The sequence below is a fragment of the Thermomonas fusca DSM 15424 genome (assembly GCF_000423885.1).
Lineage (GTDB): Bacteria > Pseudomonadota > Gammaproteobacteria > Xanthomonadales > Xanthomonadaceae > Thermomonas > Thermomonas fusca.
The window spans coordinates 1-16,331 of record NZ_AUIV01000040.1 but is presented as its reverse complement, the minus strand read 5'-3'; the positions used below and the strand labels follow the sequence as shown (position 1 = coordinate 16,331).

General features: G+C 65.1%; 13 protein-coding genes and 1 tRNA gene. All 14 read left to right on the top strand.

Annotation, left to right across the window (positions count from 1 at the left end):
• Positions 1 to 97, top strand: a 97-nt coding sequence (locus G582_RS17690; protein ID WP_458132248.1) for an EF-Tu C-terminal domain-related protein, incomplete at its 5' end; no start/stop codon positions are given.
• Positions 98 to 199: 102 nt separating this feature from the next.
• Positions 200 to 275: transfer RNA gene (locus G582_RS0113020), tRNA-Trp, on the top strand.
• A gap of 44 nt (positions 276 to 319) precedes the next feature.
• Positions 320 to 700, top strand: a complete 381-nt coding sequence (secE, locus tag G582_RS0113015; protein WP_028840195.1) for a preprotein translocase subunit SecE — start codon at positions 320 to 322, stop codon at positions 698 to 700.
• An 11-nt stretch (positions 701 to 711) separates the two neighbouring features.
• The gene (gene nusG / locus G582_RS0113010; RefSeq protein ID WP_248642809.1) at positions 712 to 1,287 is read left to right on the top strand and encodes a transcription termination/antitermination protein NusG; all 576 of its coding nucleotides are present in this window, start codon (positions 712 to 714) and stop codon (positions 1,285 to 1,287) included.
• 215 nt (positions 1,288 to 1,502) lie between these two features.
• Entirely contained in the window at positions 1,503 to 1,931 is a 429-nt protein-coding gene (gene rplK / locus G582_RS0113005) for a 50S ribosomal protein L11 (protein WP_028840193.1), read from the top strand.
• A 4-nt stretch (positions 1,932 to 1,935) separates the two neighbouring features.
• Positions 1,936 to 2,634 (top strand): 50S ribosomal protein L1, encoded by a 699-nt coding sequence (rplA, locus tag G582_RS0113000; protein WP_028840192.1) that lies wholly within the window; start codon positions 1,936 to 1,938, stop codon positions 2,632 to 2,634.
• Positions 2,635 to 2,983: 349 nt separating this feature from the next.
• A complete protein-coding gene (rplJ, locus tag G582_RS0112995) occupies positions 2,984 to 3,523 on the top strand; it encodes a 50S ribosomal protein L10 (protein WP_028840191.1) in 540 nt (179 codons plus the stop codon).
• A gap of 57 nt (positions 3,524 to 3,580) precedes the next feature.
• A complete protein-coding gene (rplL, locus tag G582_RS0112990; protein WP_028840190.1) occupies positions 3,581 to 3,949 on the top strand; it encodes a 50S ribosomal protein L7/L12 in 369 nt (122 codons plus the stop codon).
• 228 nt (positions 3,950 to 4,177) lie between these two features.
• Entirely contained in the window at positions 4,178 to 8,338 is a 4,161-nt protein-coding gene (gene rpoB / locus G582_RS0112985) for a DNA-directed RNA polymerase subunit beta (RefSeq protein WP_028840189.1), read from the top strand.
• A gap of 71 nt (positions 8,339 to 8,409) precedes the next feature.
• Entirely contained in the window at positions 8,410 to 12,597 is a 4,188-nt protein-coding gene (gene rpoC, locus G582_RS0112980) for a DNA-directed RNA polymerase subunit beta' (RefSeq protein WP_028840188.1), read from the top strand.
• 332 nt (positions 12,598 to 12,929) lie between these two features.
• Positions 12,930 to 13,304 carry a 30S ribosomal protein S12 gene (rpsL, locus tag G582_RS0112975; protein WP_028840187.1) on the top strand — a complete coding sequence of 125 codons (375 nt, stop codon included), beginning with the start codon at positions 12,930 to 12,932 and terminating at the stop codon, positions 13,302 to 13,304.
• An 86-nt stretch (positions 13,305 to 13,390) separates the two neighbouring features.
• Positions 13,391 to 13,858 carry a 30S ribosomal protein S7 gene (rpsG, locus tag G582_RS0112970; protein WP_028840186.1) on the top strand — a complete coding sequence of 156 codons (468 nt, stop codon included), beginning with the start codon at positions 13,391 to 13,393 and terminating at the stop codon, positions 13,856 to 13,858.
• A gap of 137 nt (positions 13,859 to 13,995) precedes the next feature.
• Positions 13,996 to 16,119 carry an elongation factor G gene (fusA, locus tag G582_RS0112965; RefSeq protein WP_028840185.1) on the top strand — a complete coding sequence of 708 codons (2,124 nt, stop codon included), beginning with the start codon at positions 13,996 to 13,998 and terminating at the stop codon, positions 16,117 to 16,119.
• A gap of 117 nt (positions 16,120 to 16,236) precedes the next feature.
• Positions 16,237 to 16,331 (top strand): GTP-binding protein (locus G582_RS16710; protein ID WP_038054197.1); only part of this gene is annotated, 95 nt, incomplete at its 3' end.

The window sequence follows — 16,331 nt, the reverse complement described above, 5'->3', positions numbered from 1 at the left end:
GATCAACCCGGTGGCGATGGACGAAGGCCTGCGCTTCGCGATCCGCGAAGGCGGCCGCACCGTCGGCGCCGGCGTGGTGGCGAAGATCATCAAGTAAGCCCCTGCGTTTCCGCCGCTTCTGCCTGCAGAAGCGGGGTGGGGTGAAGGCAGGCGGCGCAAGCCGCCGTTGCCTTTTTCGGAAGCAACAAGTTTTTTCGATACGCCAGTAGCTCAATTGGCAGAGCAGCGGTCTCCAAAACCGCAGGTTGGGGGTTCGAGTCCCTCCTGGCGTGCCAATCGCGGGAAGCCCGTCGTGGATTCCCTGTAGAGGGATGACGTTTTGACCAGCCATACGCTGCCTACCCAGTCCGCCAGCGCCGGGGATATCGCCAAGTACGCCGCGGCCTTGTTGCTGGTGGCTGCGGGCATCTTCGTTTACTACTGGTTCGAGGGTTCCTGGCCGTCGGGCGTCCGCATTCTGGCGATCGTTGCGGGGCTGGTGCTTGGCGGCGTGGTGTTCTTCGGGACCGCCAAGGGTGTCCGCACCCGTGGCTTCCTGTCCGAATCCCGCTTCGAACTGCGCAAGGTGGTCTGGCCGACCCGGCAGGAAGCCACCCGTACGATGTGGGTCGTGATCGCCGCGGTCATCATCATCAGCCTCATTCTCGCTGCCTTCGACTGGGTGATCCAGCTCGTCGTGAAGGCGCTGCTCGGTTCGTGATGGAGACCCCAGTGAGCAATTCCGAAGTCCACAAGCGCTGGTACGTGGTTCACGCCTATTCCGGCTTCGAGAAGTCGGTGGCGCAGGCGCTGCGTGATCGCATCGTGCGCATGGAGATGCAGGAGCGCTTCGGCGACGTGCTGGTCCCGACCGAAGAAATCGTCGAGATGCGTGCGGGCCAGAAGCGCCGCTCCGAGCGCAAGTTCTTCCCGGGTTATGTGCTGGTGCAGATCGCGACGCACAACGAAGACGGCATCCCGCGCATGGACAGCGAGTCCTGGCACCTGGTCAAGGAAACTCCGAAGGTGATGGGTTTCATCGGCGGTACCGCCGACCGTCCGCTGCCGATCCGCGACGAGGAGGCTGACGCCATCCTGCAGCGCGTGCAGGATGGGGTGGAGAAGCCGAAGCCGAAGGTGCTGTTCGAGCCGGGCCAGATGGTCCGCGTGGTCGATGGCCCGTTCAACGACTTCAACGGCGTGGTCGAAGAGATCAACTACGAGAAGAGCCGCCTGCGCGTGGCGGTGCTGATCTTCGGCCGTTCGACGCCGGTGGAGCTGGAGTTCGGTCAGGTCGAAAAGGCCTGATTACCGCCTGCGGGCGGCGCTCCTCGAAAACCTGTTATCATTATCGGCTCCCTCGCGGGAGCTGGCTGCGTGTCGGTCGCCTCGGGCGGCAGATGGCACGGGCAGCAAGCATGAAGGGTGGCGGCGTGACGCCGGGACGCGTCGCCTCCAAATAAACATGATCCCGGTCCGATGGGGAGCCTGCAACCCAGGCGTTCGCACCCGGAGACAATCCAATGGCAAAGAAAGTAGTTGGTTACATCAAGCTGCAGGTGAAGGCCGGTCAGGCCAACCCCTCGCCGCCGGTCGGTCCTGCGCTGGGTCAGCGCGGCCTGAATATCATGGAGTTCTGCAAGGCGTTCAACGCGGCGACCTCCAAGCTGGAACCGGGCCTTCCGACGCCGGTGATCATCACCGCGTACTCGGACCGCACCTTCACCTTCGTCACCAAGAGCACCCCGGCGACCGTGTTGCTGAAGAAGGCGGCGGGCGTCACCTCGGGCTCCAAGCGCCCGAACACCGAGAAGGTGGGCAAGGTCACGCGCGCGCAGCTGGAAGACATCGCCAAGGCGAAGGAGCCGGACCTGACCGCGGCCGATCTGGACGCGGCGGTGCGCACGATCGCGGGCTCGGCCCGTTCCATGGGTCTGACGGTGGAGGGCTGAGACAATGGCACTGAACAAGCGACAGAAGGCGATCCTCGCCGCCACCGTCCCGGGCAAGGCTTATGCCATCGAAGAAGCCCTGAAAATCCTCAAGGACAACAGCAAGGCCAAGTTCGTCGAAGCGATCGACGTGGCCGTGCGCCTTGGCGTGGACGCCAAGAAGTCCGACCAGCAGGTGCGCGGTTCCACCGTGCTGCCGGCCGGTACCGGCAAGTCGGTGCGCGTGGCGGTATTCTGCCCGGCCGGCGCCAAGGCTGACGAAGCCCTGGCCGCTGGCGCCGACGTGGTGGGCATGGACGAGCTGGCTGAGAAGATGATCGGCGGCGACCTGAACTACGACGTGGTCATCGCCACCCCGGACGCGATGCGCGTGGTCGGCAAGCTCGGCCAGGTGCTGGGCCCGCGCGGCCTGATGCCGAATCCGAAGGTCGGCACCGTGTCGCCGAACCCGGCCGAGGCGGTCAAGAACGCCAAGGCTGGCCAGGTGCGTTACCGCACCGACAAGGCCGGCATCATCCACTGCACGATCGGCAAGGCCAGCTTCGAGAACGACGCGCTGAAGGGCAACCTGCAGGCGCTGCTGCTGGACCTGATCAAGGCCAAGCCGGCCACTTCGAAGGGTACCTACCTGCAGAAGATCTCGATCAGCTCCACCATGGGCCCCGGCGTGACCGTGGACCAGTCCTCGCTGACCCTGAAGTAATGCTCCATGCCGCGTCGCCCCGGCGACGCGGTGGTTCGAAATTTTGAAGGCCCCGCTCGAACCCTCGAGCGGAAGCCGTCAAAGACCGCAGGTGCGGTTCGCGCAGGGCAACGACGGGCATGGATGCTCACATGGCATGGAATCGCCGTTGCCGAAGGCGGGATCGCTTAATCCGCATCCGATCAGGATGCTGGCCTGCGCAGATGGTGATGCCCTTCTGGAATGTTGTTTTCAAGACACCTCTGGATGGCCACCACCGGGATGCAGTGCATCCCCGATGCCAAGGACCGGCATCGCCCAGGACCGTCAACGGCTGGAGCCGTGGGCGGAGTTCATAAGAGGAGTGACTATGGCTCTCAATCTGTCCCAGAAACAGAACGTTGTCGCCGAGGTGGCCGAAGTTGCCGCCAAGGCACACTCCTTGATCGCAGCCGAATACGCAGGCACCACGGTCAGTCAGATGACCGCGATGCGCAAGAAGGCCCGCGAAACCGGCGTGTACTTGAAAGTCGTCAAGAACACGCTGGCCGCGCGCGCCGTGGAAGGTACCGATTTCGCAGTCGCAAAGGACTCGATGGTTGGCCCCCTCCTGTATGCGTTCTCGACCGAGGAGCCCGGCGCCGCCGGTCGCCTGATCAAGGAATTCGCAAAGGGTAACGACAAGCTGCAACCGAAGCTGGTCGTGGTCGAAGGGCAGCAGTACGGCCCCGCGCACGTCGAAGTGTTGGCCTCGCTGCCGACCCTGGAACAGGCGCTCGGCATGCTGGCCCGCGTGCTGGCCGAACCGGCGGCGATGTTCGCCCGTGCGGTCAAGGCCGTGGCCGACCAGCAGGGTGGCGGCGACGCCGCTCCGGCTGCCGAAGCCGCCGCCGAAGCCGAACCGGCCTGAATCCCAGCGACCTGACAACGTTCCCACTCATACGAAACATATCCAGAGGTAATTGAAATGTCCCTGACCAACGAGCAGATCGTCGACGCCATCGCCGCCAAGTCGCTGATGGAAGTGATGGAGCTGGTGAAGGCCATCGAAGAGAAGTTCGGCGTCTCCGCCGCCGCCCCGGTGATGGCTGTCGCCGCCGCCGGCCCGGCCGCCGCCGTCGAAGAGCAGACCGAGTTCAACGTCATCCTGAAGTCGGCCGGCGACAAGAAGGTCGAAGTGATCAAGGCCGTCCGCGCCATCACCGGCCTGGGTCTGAAGGAAGCCAAGGACCTCACCGAGGCCGGCGGCACCGTGAAGGAAGCCGTGTCGAAGGAAGACGCCGAGAAGATGAAGAAGGACCTCGAGGCCGCTGGCGCGACCGTCGAAGTCAAGTAATCCGCTGTTGCGTCGCCTGGCAGAACACGCTGGCGACCACCGAAGGCTGGGGACGAAAGTCCCCGGCCTTTGGCCGTTGTAGAAGCAACCGTTCCAGACCGTTCGAGTTGGCAGTCGGAAGTAGCGGGAGAAGGCGTGCTGGTGCCGGCAATACCAGCGACTTCCCACTGCCAGTTTGATATTCCCCCGTTGGCCGCCCGCGGCCGCACATGACGAGGCGCACGCTCCATGACTACCGCCAAACAGTATTCGTTCACCGAAAAGAAGCGCATCCGCAAGGACTTCGGCAAGCGCCGTTCGATCCTGGAAGTGCCCTTCCTGCTCGCCATCCAGGTGGATTCCTACCGCGAGTTCCTGCAGGAACACGTGGACGCCTCCGCCCGCGACGACAAGGGCCTGCATGCCGCGCTGAAGTCGGTGTTCCCGATCTCCAGCTACAGCGGCAACGCCGCGCTGGAATACGTGGGCTACAAGCTGGGCGAGCCGGCGTTCGACGAGCGCGAGTGCCGCACCCGCGGCCTGTCCTATGGCGCGCCGCTGCGCGTCACCGTGCGCCTGGTCATCTATGACCGCGAGTCGTCGACCAAGGCGATCAAGTACGTGAAGGAGCAGGAGGTCTACATGGGCGAGATCCCGCTCATGACCGACAACGGCACCTTCATCGTCAACGGCACCGAGCGCGTCATCGTCTCCCAGCTGCACCGCAGCCCGGGCGTGTTCTTCGACCACGACCGCGGCAAGACCCACAGCTCGGGCAAGCTGCTGTTCTCTGCCCGCGTGATTCCCTACCGTGGCTCGTGGCTGGACTTCGAGTTCGACCCGAAGGACGCGCTGTACACCCGCATCGACCGCCGCCGCAAGCTGCCCGTCAGCGTGCTGCTGCGCGCGCTGGGCTACAACAACGAAGAGATGTTGAACGAGTTCTTCGACATCAACACCTTCCACATCGAATCCGAGGGCGTGCAGCTGGAGCTGGTGCCCGAGCGCCTGCGCGGCGAAACGCTGGACTTCGACCTGGCCGACGGCGACAAGGTCATCGTCGAAGCGGGCAAGCGCATCACCGCGCGCCACGTCAAGCAGCTGGAAGCCGCCGGCGTTGCCGCGCTGTCGGTGCCGGACGACTACATCCTCGGCCGCATCCTCTCGCACGACGTCATCGATCCGGCCACCGGCGAGCTGCTGGCCTCCGCCAACGACGAGATCAGCCTCGACACCCTGGACAAGCTGCGCAAGGCGGGCATCGCCAGCGTCGGCACCATCTGGGTGAACGACCTCGACCGCGGCCCGTACCTGTCCAACACCCTGCGCATCGACGGCACCAAGACCCAGCTGGAAGCGCTGGTCGAGATCTACCGGATGATGCGCCCGGGCGAGCCGCCGACCAAGGACGCCGCGCAGAACCTGTTCCACAACCTGTTCTTCACCTTCGAGCGCTACGACCTGTCCACGGTCGGCCGGATGAAGTTCAACCGCCGCCTTGGCCGCAAGGAAGTCACCGGCGCGCCGGTGCTGTACGACGCCAAATACTTCGCCGACCGCAAGGACGAGGAATCGGTGCGCCTGCGCAACGAGGCCACCCACAAGTCCGACATCCTTGACGTGATGAAGGTGCTGTGCGAGATCCGCAACGGCCGCGGGGTGGTGGACGACATCGACCACCTCGGCAATCGCCGCGTGCGCTCGGTCGGTGAAATGGCCGAGAACGTGTTCCGCGTGGGCCTGGTCCGCGTCGAGCGCGCGGTCAAGGAGCGCCTGTCGATGGCCGAGTCGGAAGGCCTGACCCCGCAGGAGCTGATCAACGCCAAGCCGGTGGCGGCTGCGATCAAGGAGTTCTTCGGCTCCTCGCAGCTGTCGCAGTTCATGGACCAGAACAACCCGCTGTCGGAAGTGACCCACAAGCGCCGCGTGTCGGCGCTGGGCCCGGGCGGCCTGACCCGCGAGCGCGCCGGCTTCGAAGTGCGCGACGTGCATCCCACGCACTACGGCCGCGTCTGCACCATCGAGACCCCGGAAGGCCCGAACATCGGCCTGATCAACTCGCTGGCGGTGTTCGCCCGCACCAACCGCTACGGCTTCCTCGAGACGCCGTACCGGAAGGTGGTGGACGGCCGCGTCACCGACGAGATCGAGTTCCTGTCGGCGATCGAGGAAAACGAATACGTCATCGCCCAGGCCAACGCGCCGCGCGACGACAAGGGCAACATCTCCGCGCAGTTCGTGGCCTGCCGCTTCCAGGGTGAAAACCTGCTGAAGCCGCCGAGCGAGATCCACTTCATGGACGTCTCGCCGATGCAGACGGTGTCGGTGGCGGCGGCGCTGGTGCCGTTCCTGGAGCACGATGACGCCAACCGCGCGCTGATGGGCGCGAACATGCAGCGCCAGGCGGTGCCGACCCTGCGTGCGCAGAAGCCGCTGGTGGGTACCGGCATCGAACGCGCACTGGCGCGCGACTCCGGCGTGACCGTGAACGCGCGTCGTGGCGGCGTGGTCGAGCAGATCGACGCCGGCCGCATCGTGGTCAAGGCGCACGAGTCCGAGATCTCCGGCGAGCACGATGCCGGCGTGGACATTTACTCGCTGGTCAAGTACACCCGCAGCAACCAGAACACCTGCATCAACCAGCGCCCGCTGGTGAACGTGGGCGACGTGGTGGCGCGCGGCGACGTGCTGGCCGACGGCCCGTCCACCGACATCGGCGAGCTGGCGCTGGGCCAGAACATGCTGATCGCGTTCATGCCGTGGAACGGCTACAACTTCGAAGACTCGATCCTGCTCTCCGAGCGCGTGGTCGAAGAGGATCGCTACACCACGATCCACATCGAAGAGCTGACCGTGCAGGCGCGCGACACCAAGCTGGGGCCGGAGGAGATTTCCGCCGACATCCCGAACGTGTCCGAGCAGGCGCTGGGCCGCCTCGACGAGTCCGGCGTGGTCTACATCGGTGCGGAAGTGCGCGCCGGCGACATCCTGGTGGGCAAGGTGACGCCGAAGGGCGAGAGCCAGCTGACCCCGGAAGAGAAGCTGCTGCGGGCGATCTTCGGCGAGAAGGCCTCGGACGTGAAGGACAGCTCGTTGCGCGTGCCCCCGGGCATGGACGGCGTGGTCATCGACGTGCAGGTGTTCACCCGCGACGGGATCGAGAAGGACAAGCGCGCGCGCCAGATCGAGGAAAACGAGATCAAGCGCGTCAAGAAGGACTTCGACGACCAGTTCCGCATCCTCGAGAACGCGATCTACGCCCGTCTGCGCGAGCAGCTGCTGGGCAAGATCGCCAACGGCGGCCCGGGCGTGAAGAAGGGCGACACCGTCTCGTCGCTGGTGCTGGACGGCATCAAGCGTTCCGACTGGCTGCAGCTGCGGATGAAGGACGACGACGCGGCCGATGCGATCGAGCGCGCCGCCAAGCAGCTCGACGCGCACCAGAAGGAGTTCGAGCGCCGCTTCGCCGACAAGCGTTCCAAGATCACCCAGGGCGATGACCTTGCCCCGGGCGTGCTGAAGATGGTCAAGGTGTTCCTGGCGGTGAAGCGCCGCATCCAGCCGGGCGACAAGATGGCCGGCCGCCACGGCAACAAGGGCGTGGTGTCGAAGATCGTCCCGGTGGAGGACATGCCGTACATGGCCGACGGCCAGACCGTCGACATCGTGCTGAACCCGCTGGGCGTGCCGAGCCGCATGAACATCGGCCAGGTGCTGGAAGTCCACCTGGGCCTGGCCGCGAAGGGCCTGGGCCAGAAGATCCAGCGCATGCTCGACGCACAGACGAAGGTCGCCGAGCTGCGCAAGTTCCTCGGCGAGATCTACAACCACGACAGCAAGACCCACATCGAGCGCGTGGACCTGACCCAGTTCAGCGACGAAGAACTGTTGGGCATGGCGAAGAACCTCACCGACGGCGTGCCGATGGCCACCCCGGTGTTCGATGGCGCCACCGAAGCCGAGATCAAGACCATGCTGCGGCTGGCGGATCTGCCGGAATCGGGCCAGACCCAGCTGTTCGACGGCCGCACCGGCGAGGCGTTCGACCGCCAGACCACCATTGGCTACATGCACATGCTGAAGCTGAATCACCTGGTCGACGACAAGATGCATGCGCGTTCGACCGGTCCGTACTCGCTCGTCACCCAGCAGCCGCTGGGCGGCAAGGCGCAGTTCGGCGGCCAGCGCTTCGGTGAAATGGAAGTCTGGGCGCTGGAAGCCTACGGCGCGGCCTACACCCTGCAGGAAATGCTGACGGTGAAGTCCGATGACGTGCAGGGCCGCAACCAGATGTACAAGAACATCGTCGATGGCGAGCACGAGATGGTCGCGGGCATGCCGGAATCCTTCAACGTCCTGGTGAAGGAAATCCGCAGCCTGGCCATCAACATGGAACTCGAGGAGCGCTGAGTTTCGCGACGGCGCGGCGATGACGCCGCGCCGACCCGCAGGACCCATTGCCCCCGACCCGGAGAATCCAAATGAAAGATTTGCTGAACCTCTTCAACCAGCAGCGCCCGACGCTGGACTTCGACTCGATCAAGATCGCGCTGGCCAGCCCGGACCTGATCCGTTCCTGGTCCTACGGCGAGGTGAAGAAGCCCGAGACGATCAACTACCGCACCTTCAAGCCCGAGCGCGACGGCTTGTTCTGCGCCGCCATCTTCGGTCCGATCAAGGACTACGAGTGCCTGTGCGGCAAGTACAAGCGCATGAAGCACCGCGGCGTGGTGTGCGAGAAGTGCGGCACTGAAGTGACCCTGGCCAAGGTGCGCCGCGAGCGCATGGGCCACATCGACTTGGCCTCGCCGGTCGCGCACATCTGGTTCCTCAAGTCGCTGCCGTCGCGCATCGGCCTGATGCTGGACATGACCTTGCGCGACATCGAGCGGATCCTGTACTTCGAAGCGTTCGTGGTGACCGAGCCGGGCCTGACCCCGATGGAGCGCGGCCAGCTGCTGACCGAAGAACAGTTCCTGCAGGCGCGCCAGGAGCACGGCGACGATTTCGACGCGGCGATGGGCGCGGAAGCGGTCTATGACCTGCTGCGCACGATCGACCTGCAGAGCGAGATCGTGCAGCTGAAGGAGGAGATCGCCTCCACCGGCAGCGAAACCAAGCTCAAGCGCCTGACCAAGCGGATCAAGCTGATCGAGGCTTTCATCGAGTCCGGCAACCGTCCGGAGTGGATGGTCATGACCGTGCTGCCGGTGCTGCCGCCGGACCTGCGTCCGCTGGTGCCGCTGGACGGCGGCCGCTTCGCGACCTCCGACCTGAACGACCTGTACCGCCGCGTCATCAACCGCAACAACCGCCTGCGTCGCCTGCTGGAGCTCAACGCGCCGGACATCATCGTGCGCAATGAAAAGCGCATGCTGCAGGAGTCGGTGGATGCGCTGATGGACAACGGCCGCCGCGGCCGCGCCATCACCGGGACCAACAAGCGCCCGCTGAAGTCGCTGGCCGACATGATCAAGGGCAAGCAGGGCCGCTTCCGCCAGAACCTGCTCGGCAAGCGCGTCGACTACTCCGGCCGTTCGGTCATCGTGGTGGGCCCGTACCTGAAGCTGCACCAGTGCGGCCTGCCGAAGAAGATGGCGCTGGAGCTGTTCAAGCCCTTCATCTTCGCCAAGCTGCAGCTGCGCGGCCTGGCCACCACCATCAAGGCCGCGAAGAAGCTGGTCGAGCGCGAAGAGGCCGAGGTGTGGGACATCCTCGAAGAGGTAATCCGCGAGCACCCGGTGCTGCTGAACCGCGCCCCGACCCTGCACCGCCTCGGCATCCAGGCGTTCGAGCCGGTGCTGATCGAAGGCAAGGCCATCCAGCTGCACCCGCTGGTCTGCACCGCGTTCAACGCCGACTTCGACGGTGACCAGATGGCCGTGCACGTGCCGCTGTCGCTGGAAGCACAGCTGGAAGCGCGCGCGCTGATGATGGCGTCCAACAACATCCTGTCGCCGGCCAACGGCGAGCCGATCATCGTGCCGTCGCAGGACGTGGTGCTGGGCCTGTACTACATGACCCGCGCGCTGGAGAACAAGGCGGGCGAGGGCATGGTGTTCGCCAACATCGCCGAAGTGAAGCGCGCCTACGACAACCGGGTGGTGCAGCTGCACGCCAAGTGCAAGGTGCGCATCACCGAAACCGTGCTGGCCGAGGACGGCAGCCGCAGCCAGCAGACCTCGATCGTGGACACCACCATCGGCCGTGCGCTGTTGCGCGAGATCCTGCCGGAGGGCCTGCCGTTCGCGCTGGCCAACACCGAGCTGAGCAAGAAGAACATCAGCCGCCTGATCAACAGCTGCTACCGCATGCTGGGCCTGAAGGACACGGTGGTGTTCGCCGACAAGCTGATGTACACCGGCTTCGCCTACGCCACCCGCGCTGGCGTGTCGATCGGCATCGACGACATGACCATCCCGCTGGAGAAGAAGTCGATCCTCGACGAGGCCGAGGCCGAGGTGCTGGAAATCCAGCAGCAGTACCAGTCGGGTCTGGTCACCGCCGGCGAGCGCTACAACAAGGTGGTCGACATCTGGTCGCGCACCAACGAGCGCGTGGCCAAGGCGATGATGGACACCATCGGCACCGAGAAGGTCCTGAATGCCAAGGGCGAGACCATCGACCAGAAGTCGATGAACTCGATCTACATCATGGCCGACTCCGGCGCGCGTGGTAGCCAGGCGCAGATCCGCCAGCTGGCCGGCATGCGTGGCCTGATGGCCAAGCCGGACGGCTCGATCATCGAGACCCCGATCACCTCGAACTTCCGCGAGGGCCTGAACGTCCAGCAGTACTTCATCTCGACCCACGGTGCCCGTAAGGGCCTGGCGGATACCGCGCTGAAGACCGCGAACTCCGGTTACCTGACCCGCCGCCTGGTCGACGTGGCGCAGGACGTGGTGATCACCGAAACCGACTGCGGCACGCTCAACGGCCTGACCCTGACCCCGATCGTGGAGGGCGGCGACGTGGTCGAGCCGCTGAAGGACCGCGTGCTGGGCCGCATCGTGGCCGAGGACGTGTTCCTGCCGGGCAACGACGAAGATCCGTTCATCACCCGCAACACCCTGATCGACGAAGCCTGGGCGCTGCGCCTGGAAGAAGCCGGCGTGCAGGTGATCAAGGTGCGCAGCACCATCACCTGCATGGCGCCGTTCGGCGTGTGCGCGCACTGCTACGGTCGCGATCTGGGCCGTGGCCATCTGGTCAACCACGGTGAAGCCGTGGGCGTGGTCGCCGCGCAGTCCATCGGCGAGCCGGGCACCCAGCTGACCATGCGTACCTTCCATATCGGTGGTGCGGCTTCGCGTGCGGCGGCGATCGACAACGTGACGGTGAAGACCACCGGCTCGGTGAAGTTCAACAACCTCAAGTTCGTCACCCACGCCGACAGCCACCTGGTCGCGGTGTCGCGCTCCGGCGAACTGTCGGTGCTGGACAACCACGGTCGCGAGCGCGAACGCTACAAGCTGCCTTACGGCGCCACCATCCAGTTGCAGGATGGCGGTGAAGTCAAGGCCGGGCAGGTGGTGGCCAACTGGGATCCGCATAACCACCCGATCGTTTCGGAAGTGGCGGGCTTCATCCGCTTTGTCGACTTCGTCGACGGCGTGACCGTCATCGAGAAGACCGACGAACTGACCGGCCTGGCTTCGCGGGAGATCACCGATCCGAAGCGCCGCGGCTCGCAGGGCAAGGACCTGCGTCCGGTGGTGCGTATCGTCGACAAGGACGGCAACGACCTCAACATCCCGGGCACCGACCTGCCGGCCCAGTACCTGCTGCCGCCGCGCTCGGTGGTGAACCTGCAGCACGGCGCCGCCGTGGGCGTGGGCGACGTGGTCGCGAAGATCCCGCAGGAAGCGTCGAAGACCCGCGACATCACCGGTGGTCTGCCGCGCGTGGCCGACCTGTTCGAAGCGCGCAAACCGAAGGATCCGGCGGTGCTGGCCGAGAAGTCCGGCGTGATCTCGTTCGGCAAGGACACCAAGGGCAAGCAGCGCCTGATCATCAAGGGTCCGGATGGCGAGGAGCACGAAGAGCTGATCCCGAAGTACCGCCAGATCATCGTGTTCGAAGGCGAACACGTGGAGAAGGGCGAGACCGTGGTGGACGGCGAGCCGAGCCCGCAGGACATCCTGCGCCTGAAGGGCGTCGAGGAGCTGGCCGCCTATCTGGTCAAGGAAATCCAGGACGTCTATCGCCTGCAGGGCGTGAAGATCAACGACAAGCACATCGAGGTGATCATTCGCCAGATGCTGCGCAAGGTCGAGATCGTGGACCAGGGCGACTCCAAGTTCCTCAATGGCGAGCAGGTCGAGCGCCAGCGCGCCATCGAGGAGAACGAGCGTCTGGCCCGCAAGGGCGAGATCGCTGTCAAGGTGGAGCCGGTCCTGCTGGGCATCACCAAGGCCTCGCTGGCGACGGAGTCGTTCATCTCGTCCGCGTCGTTCCAGGAGACCACCCGCGTGCTGACCGAGGCGGCGGTGCGCGGCACCCGCGACACCCTGCGCGGCCTGAAGGAAAACGTGATCGTCGGTCGTCTGATCCCGGCCGGCACCGGCCTGGCCTACCACAGCCAGCGCCGCAAGAACGCTTCGGGCCTGACCGAGGCGGAAATGGCGACCCTCGCCGGCGAACCTGCCGACGCCACGCCGGCGGAGTAATGCAGTTCCAGTCCCGCCCGGCCTGATCGCCGGGTGGGGCTTGCCGTAGCGATGGGCAGCTGGTATAGTCGCCCGGTTATTCGATGGCGTTTAGCCATCCAGATCACCAAATGAGGTCGCAGGAGGCGCCTCGTGTTGGGTCCAGGACGGACGGGATCGCAGATCAATCACCGCTGCCCGCGATGCGGGTGGGGTGGTTTTTCGGTATGGCTGCGTTTGATCGCAAGATCGAGCGCGGGCTATACTTTTTCGTCTTGGCTGGCTGGATTGCGACTTGGATCCGGCCCGCTTTGTCTCCGAATGGGCCCCAGGCCCGCCAATTGAGCCCCGAAATGGCAACGATCAACCAGCTGGTGCGCAAGCCGCGCAGCCCGGAAACCTACAAGAGCACCTCGCCCGCGCTGGCTAACTGCCCGCAGCGTCGCGGCGTGTGCACCCGCGTGTACACCACCACCCCGAAGAAGCCGAACTCGGCGCTTCGCAAGGTCGCCAAGGTGCGCCTTACCAACGGCTACGAGGTCATCTCGTACATCGGCGGCGAAGGCCACAACCTGCAGGAGCACAGCGTGGTGCTGATCCGCGGCGGTCGCGTCAAGGACCTGCCGGGCGTTCGCTACCACACCGTGCGCGGTTCGCTGGACGCCGCCGGCGTTGCCAAGCGCAAGCAAGCGCGCTCCAAGTACGGCGCCAAGCGTCCGAAGTCCTAAGCGGCTGGCCGCCCGGCATCGTCCGGGAACAGGTTCATCCACGCAGATAAACGGTGGGCTGCCGCCCGCCCTACGAGAGAAGCAACATGTCCCGTAAAGGCAATACTCCGCAGCGCTCGGTGCTGCCGGACCCGAAGCACGGAAGCGAAACCATCGCCCGCTTCATCAACATGGTCATGCAGAGCGGCAAGAAGTCGGTCGCCGAGAAGATCGTCTACGGCGCGATGGACGTGATCGGCGAGAAGAACCCGAACGCGCTCGAGCTGGTCGAGAAGGCGCTGGGCAACGTGTCGCCGTCGGTCGAGGTGAAGTCCCGCCGTGTCGGTGGCGCCACCTACCAGGTGCCGGTCGAAGTGCGCGCCTCCCGCCGCATGGCGCTGGCGATGCGCTGGCTGATCGAATCCGCCCGCAAGCGCGGCGAGAACTCGATGCCACGCAAGCTGGCCGGCGAGCTGATCGACGCGTCCGAGAACCGTGGTGGCGCGATCAAGAAGCGCGAAGAAACCCACCGCATGGCCGACGCGAACAAGGCGTTCGCCCACTACCGCTGGTAATTCCGGCGGCGTTCCAGGGCGGGTGGCCGCGATCCTTGCCATCCCGCCTCGCGGCCCCGAACAGGCCGTGAGACCCCGAAGGCCGCCGACAGGCGGCATTCGGTCATTCCGAAATCCGAAAAAATTGAGAGGCTCCCGTGGCCCGTTCCACTCCCATCGAGCGTTACCGCAACTTTGGCATCATGGCCCACATCGATGCCGGCAAGACCACTACGTCCGAGCGCATCCTGTTCTACACCGGCAAGAGCCACAAGATCGGTGAAGTGCACGACGGTGCCGCCACCATGGACTGGATGGAGCAGGAGCAGGAGCGTGGCATCACGATCCAGTCCGCCGCCACCACCGCGTTCTGGAAGGGCATGGACAAGTCCCTGCCGGAGCACCGCTTCAACATCATCGACACCCCCGGGCACGTCGACTTCACCATCGAAGTCGAGCGTTCGCTGCGCGTGCTCGACGGCGCGGTGTTCGTGCTGTGCGCCGTTGGCGGCGTGCAGCCGCAGTCCGAGACCGTGTGGCGCCAGGCCAACAAGTATCACGTGCCGCGCATCGCGTTCGTCAACAAGATGGACCGCACCGGCGCGAACTTCCTGAAGGTCCGCGACCAGCTGAAGGCGCGCCTGGGCGCTGCCCCGGTGCCGATGCAGGTGCCGATCGGCGCCGAGGACAATTTCGAGGGCGTGGTCGACCTGCTGAAGATGAAGGCGATCCACTGGGATACCGCCAGCCAGGGCCTGACCTTCGAGTACCGCGACGTTCCGGAAAACCTGAAGGCGCAGGCCGACGAGGCGCGCGCGTTCATGGTCGAGGCCGCGGCCGAGGCCAGCGAAGAGCTGATGGACAAGTACCTCAACGAGGGCGAGCTGTCCGAAGCCGAGATCGTCGAGGGGCTGCGTCAGCGCACCCTGAAGACCGAAATCGTGCCGATGTTCTGCGGCACCGCGTTCAAGAACAAGGGCGTCCAGGCCATGCTGGACGGCGTGATCAACCTGCTGCCGTCGCCGGTCGACGTGCCCTCCATCAAGGGCGTGGATGTGGACGACGAGACCAAGGAGCTGGAGCGTCATTCCAGCGACAAGGAGCCGTTCTCGGCGCTGGCGTTCAAGATCATGACCGACCCGTTCGTGGGTTCGCTGACCTTCTTCCGCGTCTACTCGGGCGTGCTCAACGCCGGCGATCAGGTGCTGAACTCGGTCAAGGGCAAGAAGGAGCGCATCGGCCGCGTGCTGCAGATGCATTCCAACAATCGCGAAGAGATCAAGGAAGTGCTGGCTGGCGACATCGCCGCGGCGGTGGGCCTGAAGGACGTCACCACCGGTGACACCCTGTGCTCGATCGACGCGCCGATCATCCTCGAGCGCATGAGCTTCCCGGAGCCGGTGATCTCGATGGCGGTCGAGCCGAAGACCAAGTCCGATCAGGAGAAGATGGGCAACGCCCTGAGCCGTCTGGCGCAGGAAGATCCGTCTTTCCGCGTGCGCACCGACGAAGAGTCCGGCCAAACCATCATCGCCGGCATGGGCGAGCTGCACCTGGACATCATCGTCGACCGCATGAAGCGCGAGTTCAACGTCGAGGCCAACGTCGGCAAGCCGCAGGTGGCCTATCGCGAGACCATCCGCAAGACCGACGTCAAGAGCGACTACAAGCACGCCAAGCAGTCGGGCGGCAAGGGCCAGTACGGCCACGTGGTGATCGAGCTGTCGCCGATGACCGAGGCCGACAAGGCGAACCCGGACGTCAAGAACGACTTCCTGTTCGTCAACGACATCACCGGCGGCGTGATCCCGAAGGAGTTCATCCCGGCGGTCGAGAAGGGCATGCGCGAAACCATCACCAGCGGCCCGCTGGCCGGCTATCCGGTGGTCGGCGTCAAGGTCAAGCTGGTGTTCGGCTCGTACCACGACGTGGACTCGTCGGAAATGGCGTTCAAGCTGGCCGCGTCGATGGCGTTCAAGGAAGGTTTCCGCAAGGCCGATCCGGTCCTGCTGGAGCCGATCATGAAGGTCGAGATCGTCAGTCCCGAGGATTACCTCGGCGACGTGATGGGCGACGTGAGCCGCCGCCGCGGCGTGCTGCAGGGCCAGGACGACAGCCCGTCGGGCAAGATCATCAACGCGATGATCCCGCTGGGCGAAATGTTCGGCTACGCCACCTCGCTGCGCTCGATGTCGCAGGGTCGTGCCACCTTCACGATGGAATTCGACCATTACGAAGAGGCACCGAACAACATCGCCGAAGCGGTCATCAAGAAGGCCTGACGGCCGCCTCGCGAGATCCGGGATCCACATTGGTCCCGGATCCCGTGAGCCAGCATTCCCGGGGGGTCGCGCAGGCGGCACCCCAGTCCCAAATCCCCAATCTCGGAGTTTCAGGCAATGGCAAAGGGTAAGTTCGAGCGCACCAAGCCCCACGTGAACGTGGGCACGATCGGTCACGTTGACCACGGCAAGACGACGCTGACGGCGGCGCT

What these genes read in the sequence shown, in the direction of transcription:
- rpoC (WP_028840188.1), top strand. Translation starts at nt 8,410, where the DNA reads ATGAAAGATTTGCTGAACCTCTTCAACCAGCAGCGCCCGACGCTGGAC.
- rplK (WP_028840193.1), top strand. Translation starts at nt 1,503, where the DNA reads ATGGCAAAGAAAGTAGTTGGTTACATCAAGCTGCAGGTGAAGGCCGGT.
- rplJ (WP_028840191.1), top strand. Translation starts at nt 2,984, where the DNA reads ATGGCTCTCAATCTGTCCCAGAAACAGAACGTTGTCGCCGAGGTGGCC.
- rpoB (WP_028840189.1), top strand. Translation starts at nt 4,178, where the DNA reads ATGACTACCGCCAAACAGTATTCGTTCACCGAAAAGAAGCGCATCCGC.
- rplL (WP_028840190.1), top strand. Translation starts at nt 3,581, where the DNA reads ATGTCCCTGACCAACGAGCAGATCGTCGACGCCATCGCCGCCAAGTCG.
- rpsL (WP_028840187.1), top strand. Translation starts at nt 12,930, where the DNA reads ATGGCAACGATCAACCAGCTGGTGCGCAAGCCGCGCAGCCCGGAAACC.
- rpsG (WP_028840186.1), top strand. Translation starts at nt 13,391, where the DNA reads ATGTCCCGTAAAGGCAATACTCCGCAGCGCTCGGTGCTGCCGGACCCG.
- rplA (WP_028840192.1), top strand. Translation starts at nt 1,936, where the DNA reads ATGGCACTGAACAAGCGACAGAAGGCGATCCTCGCCGCCACCGTCCCG.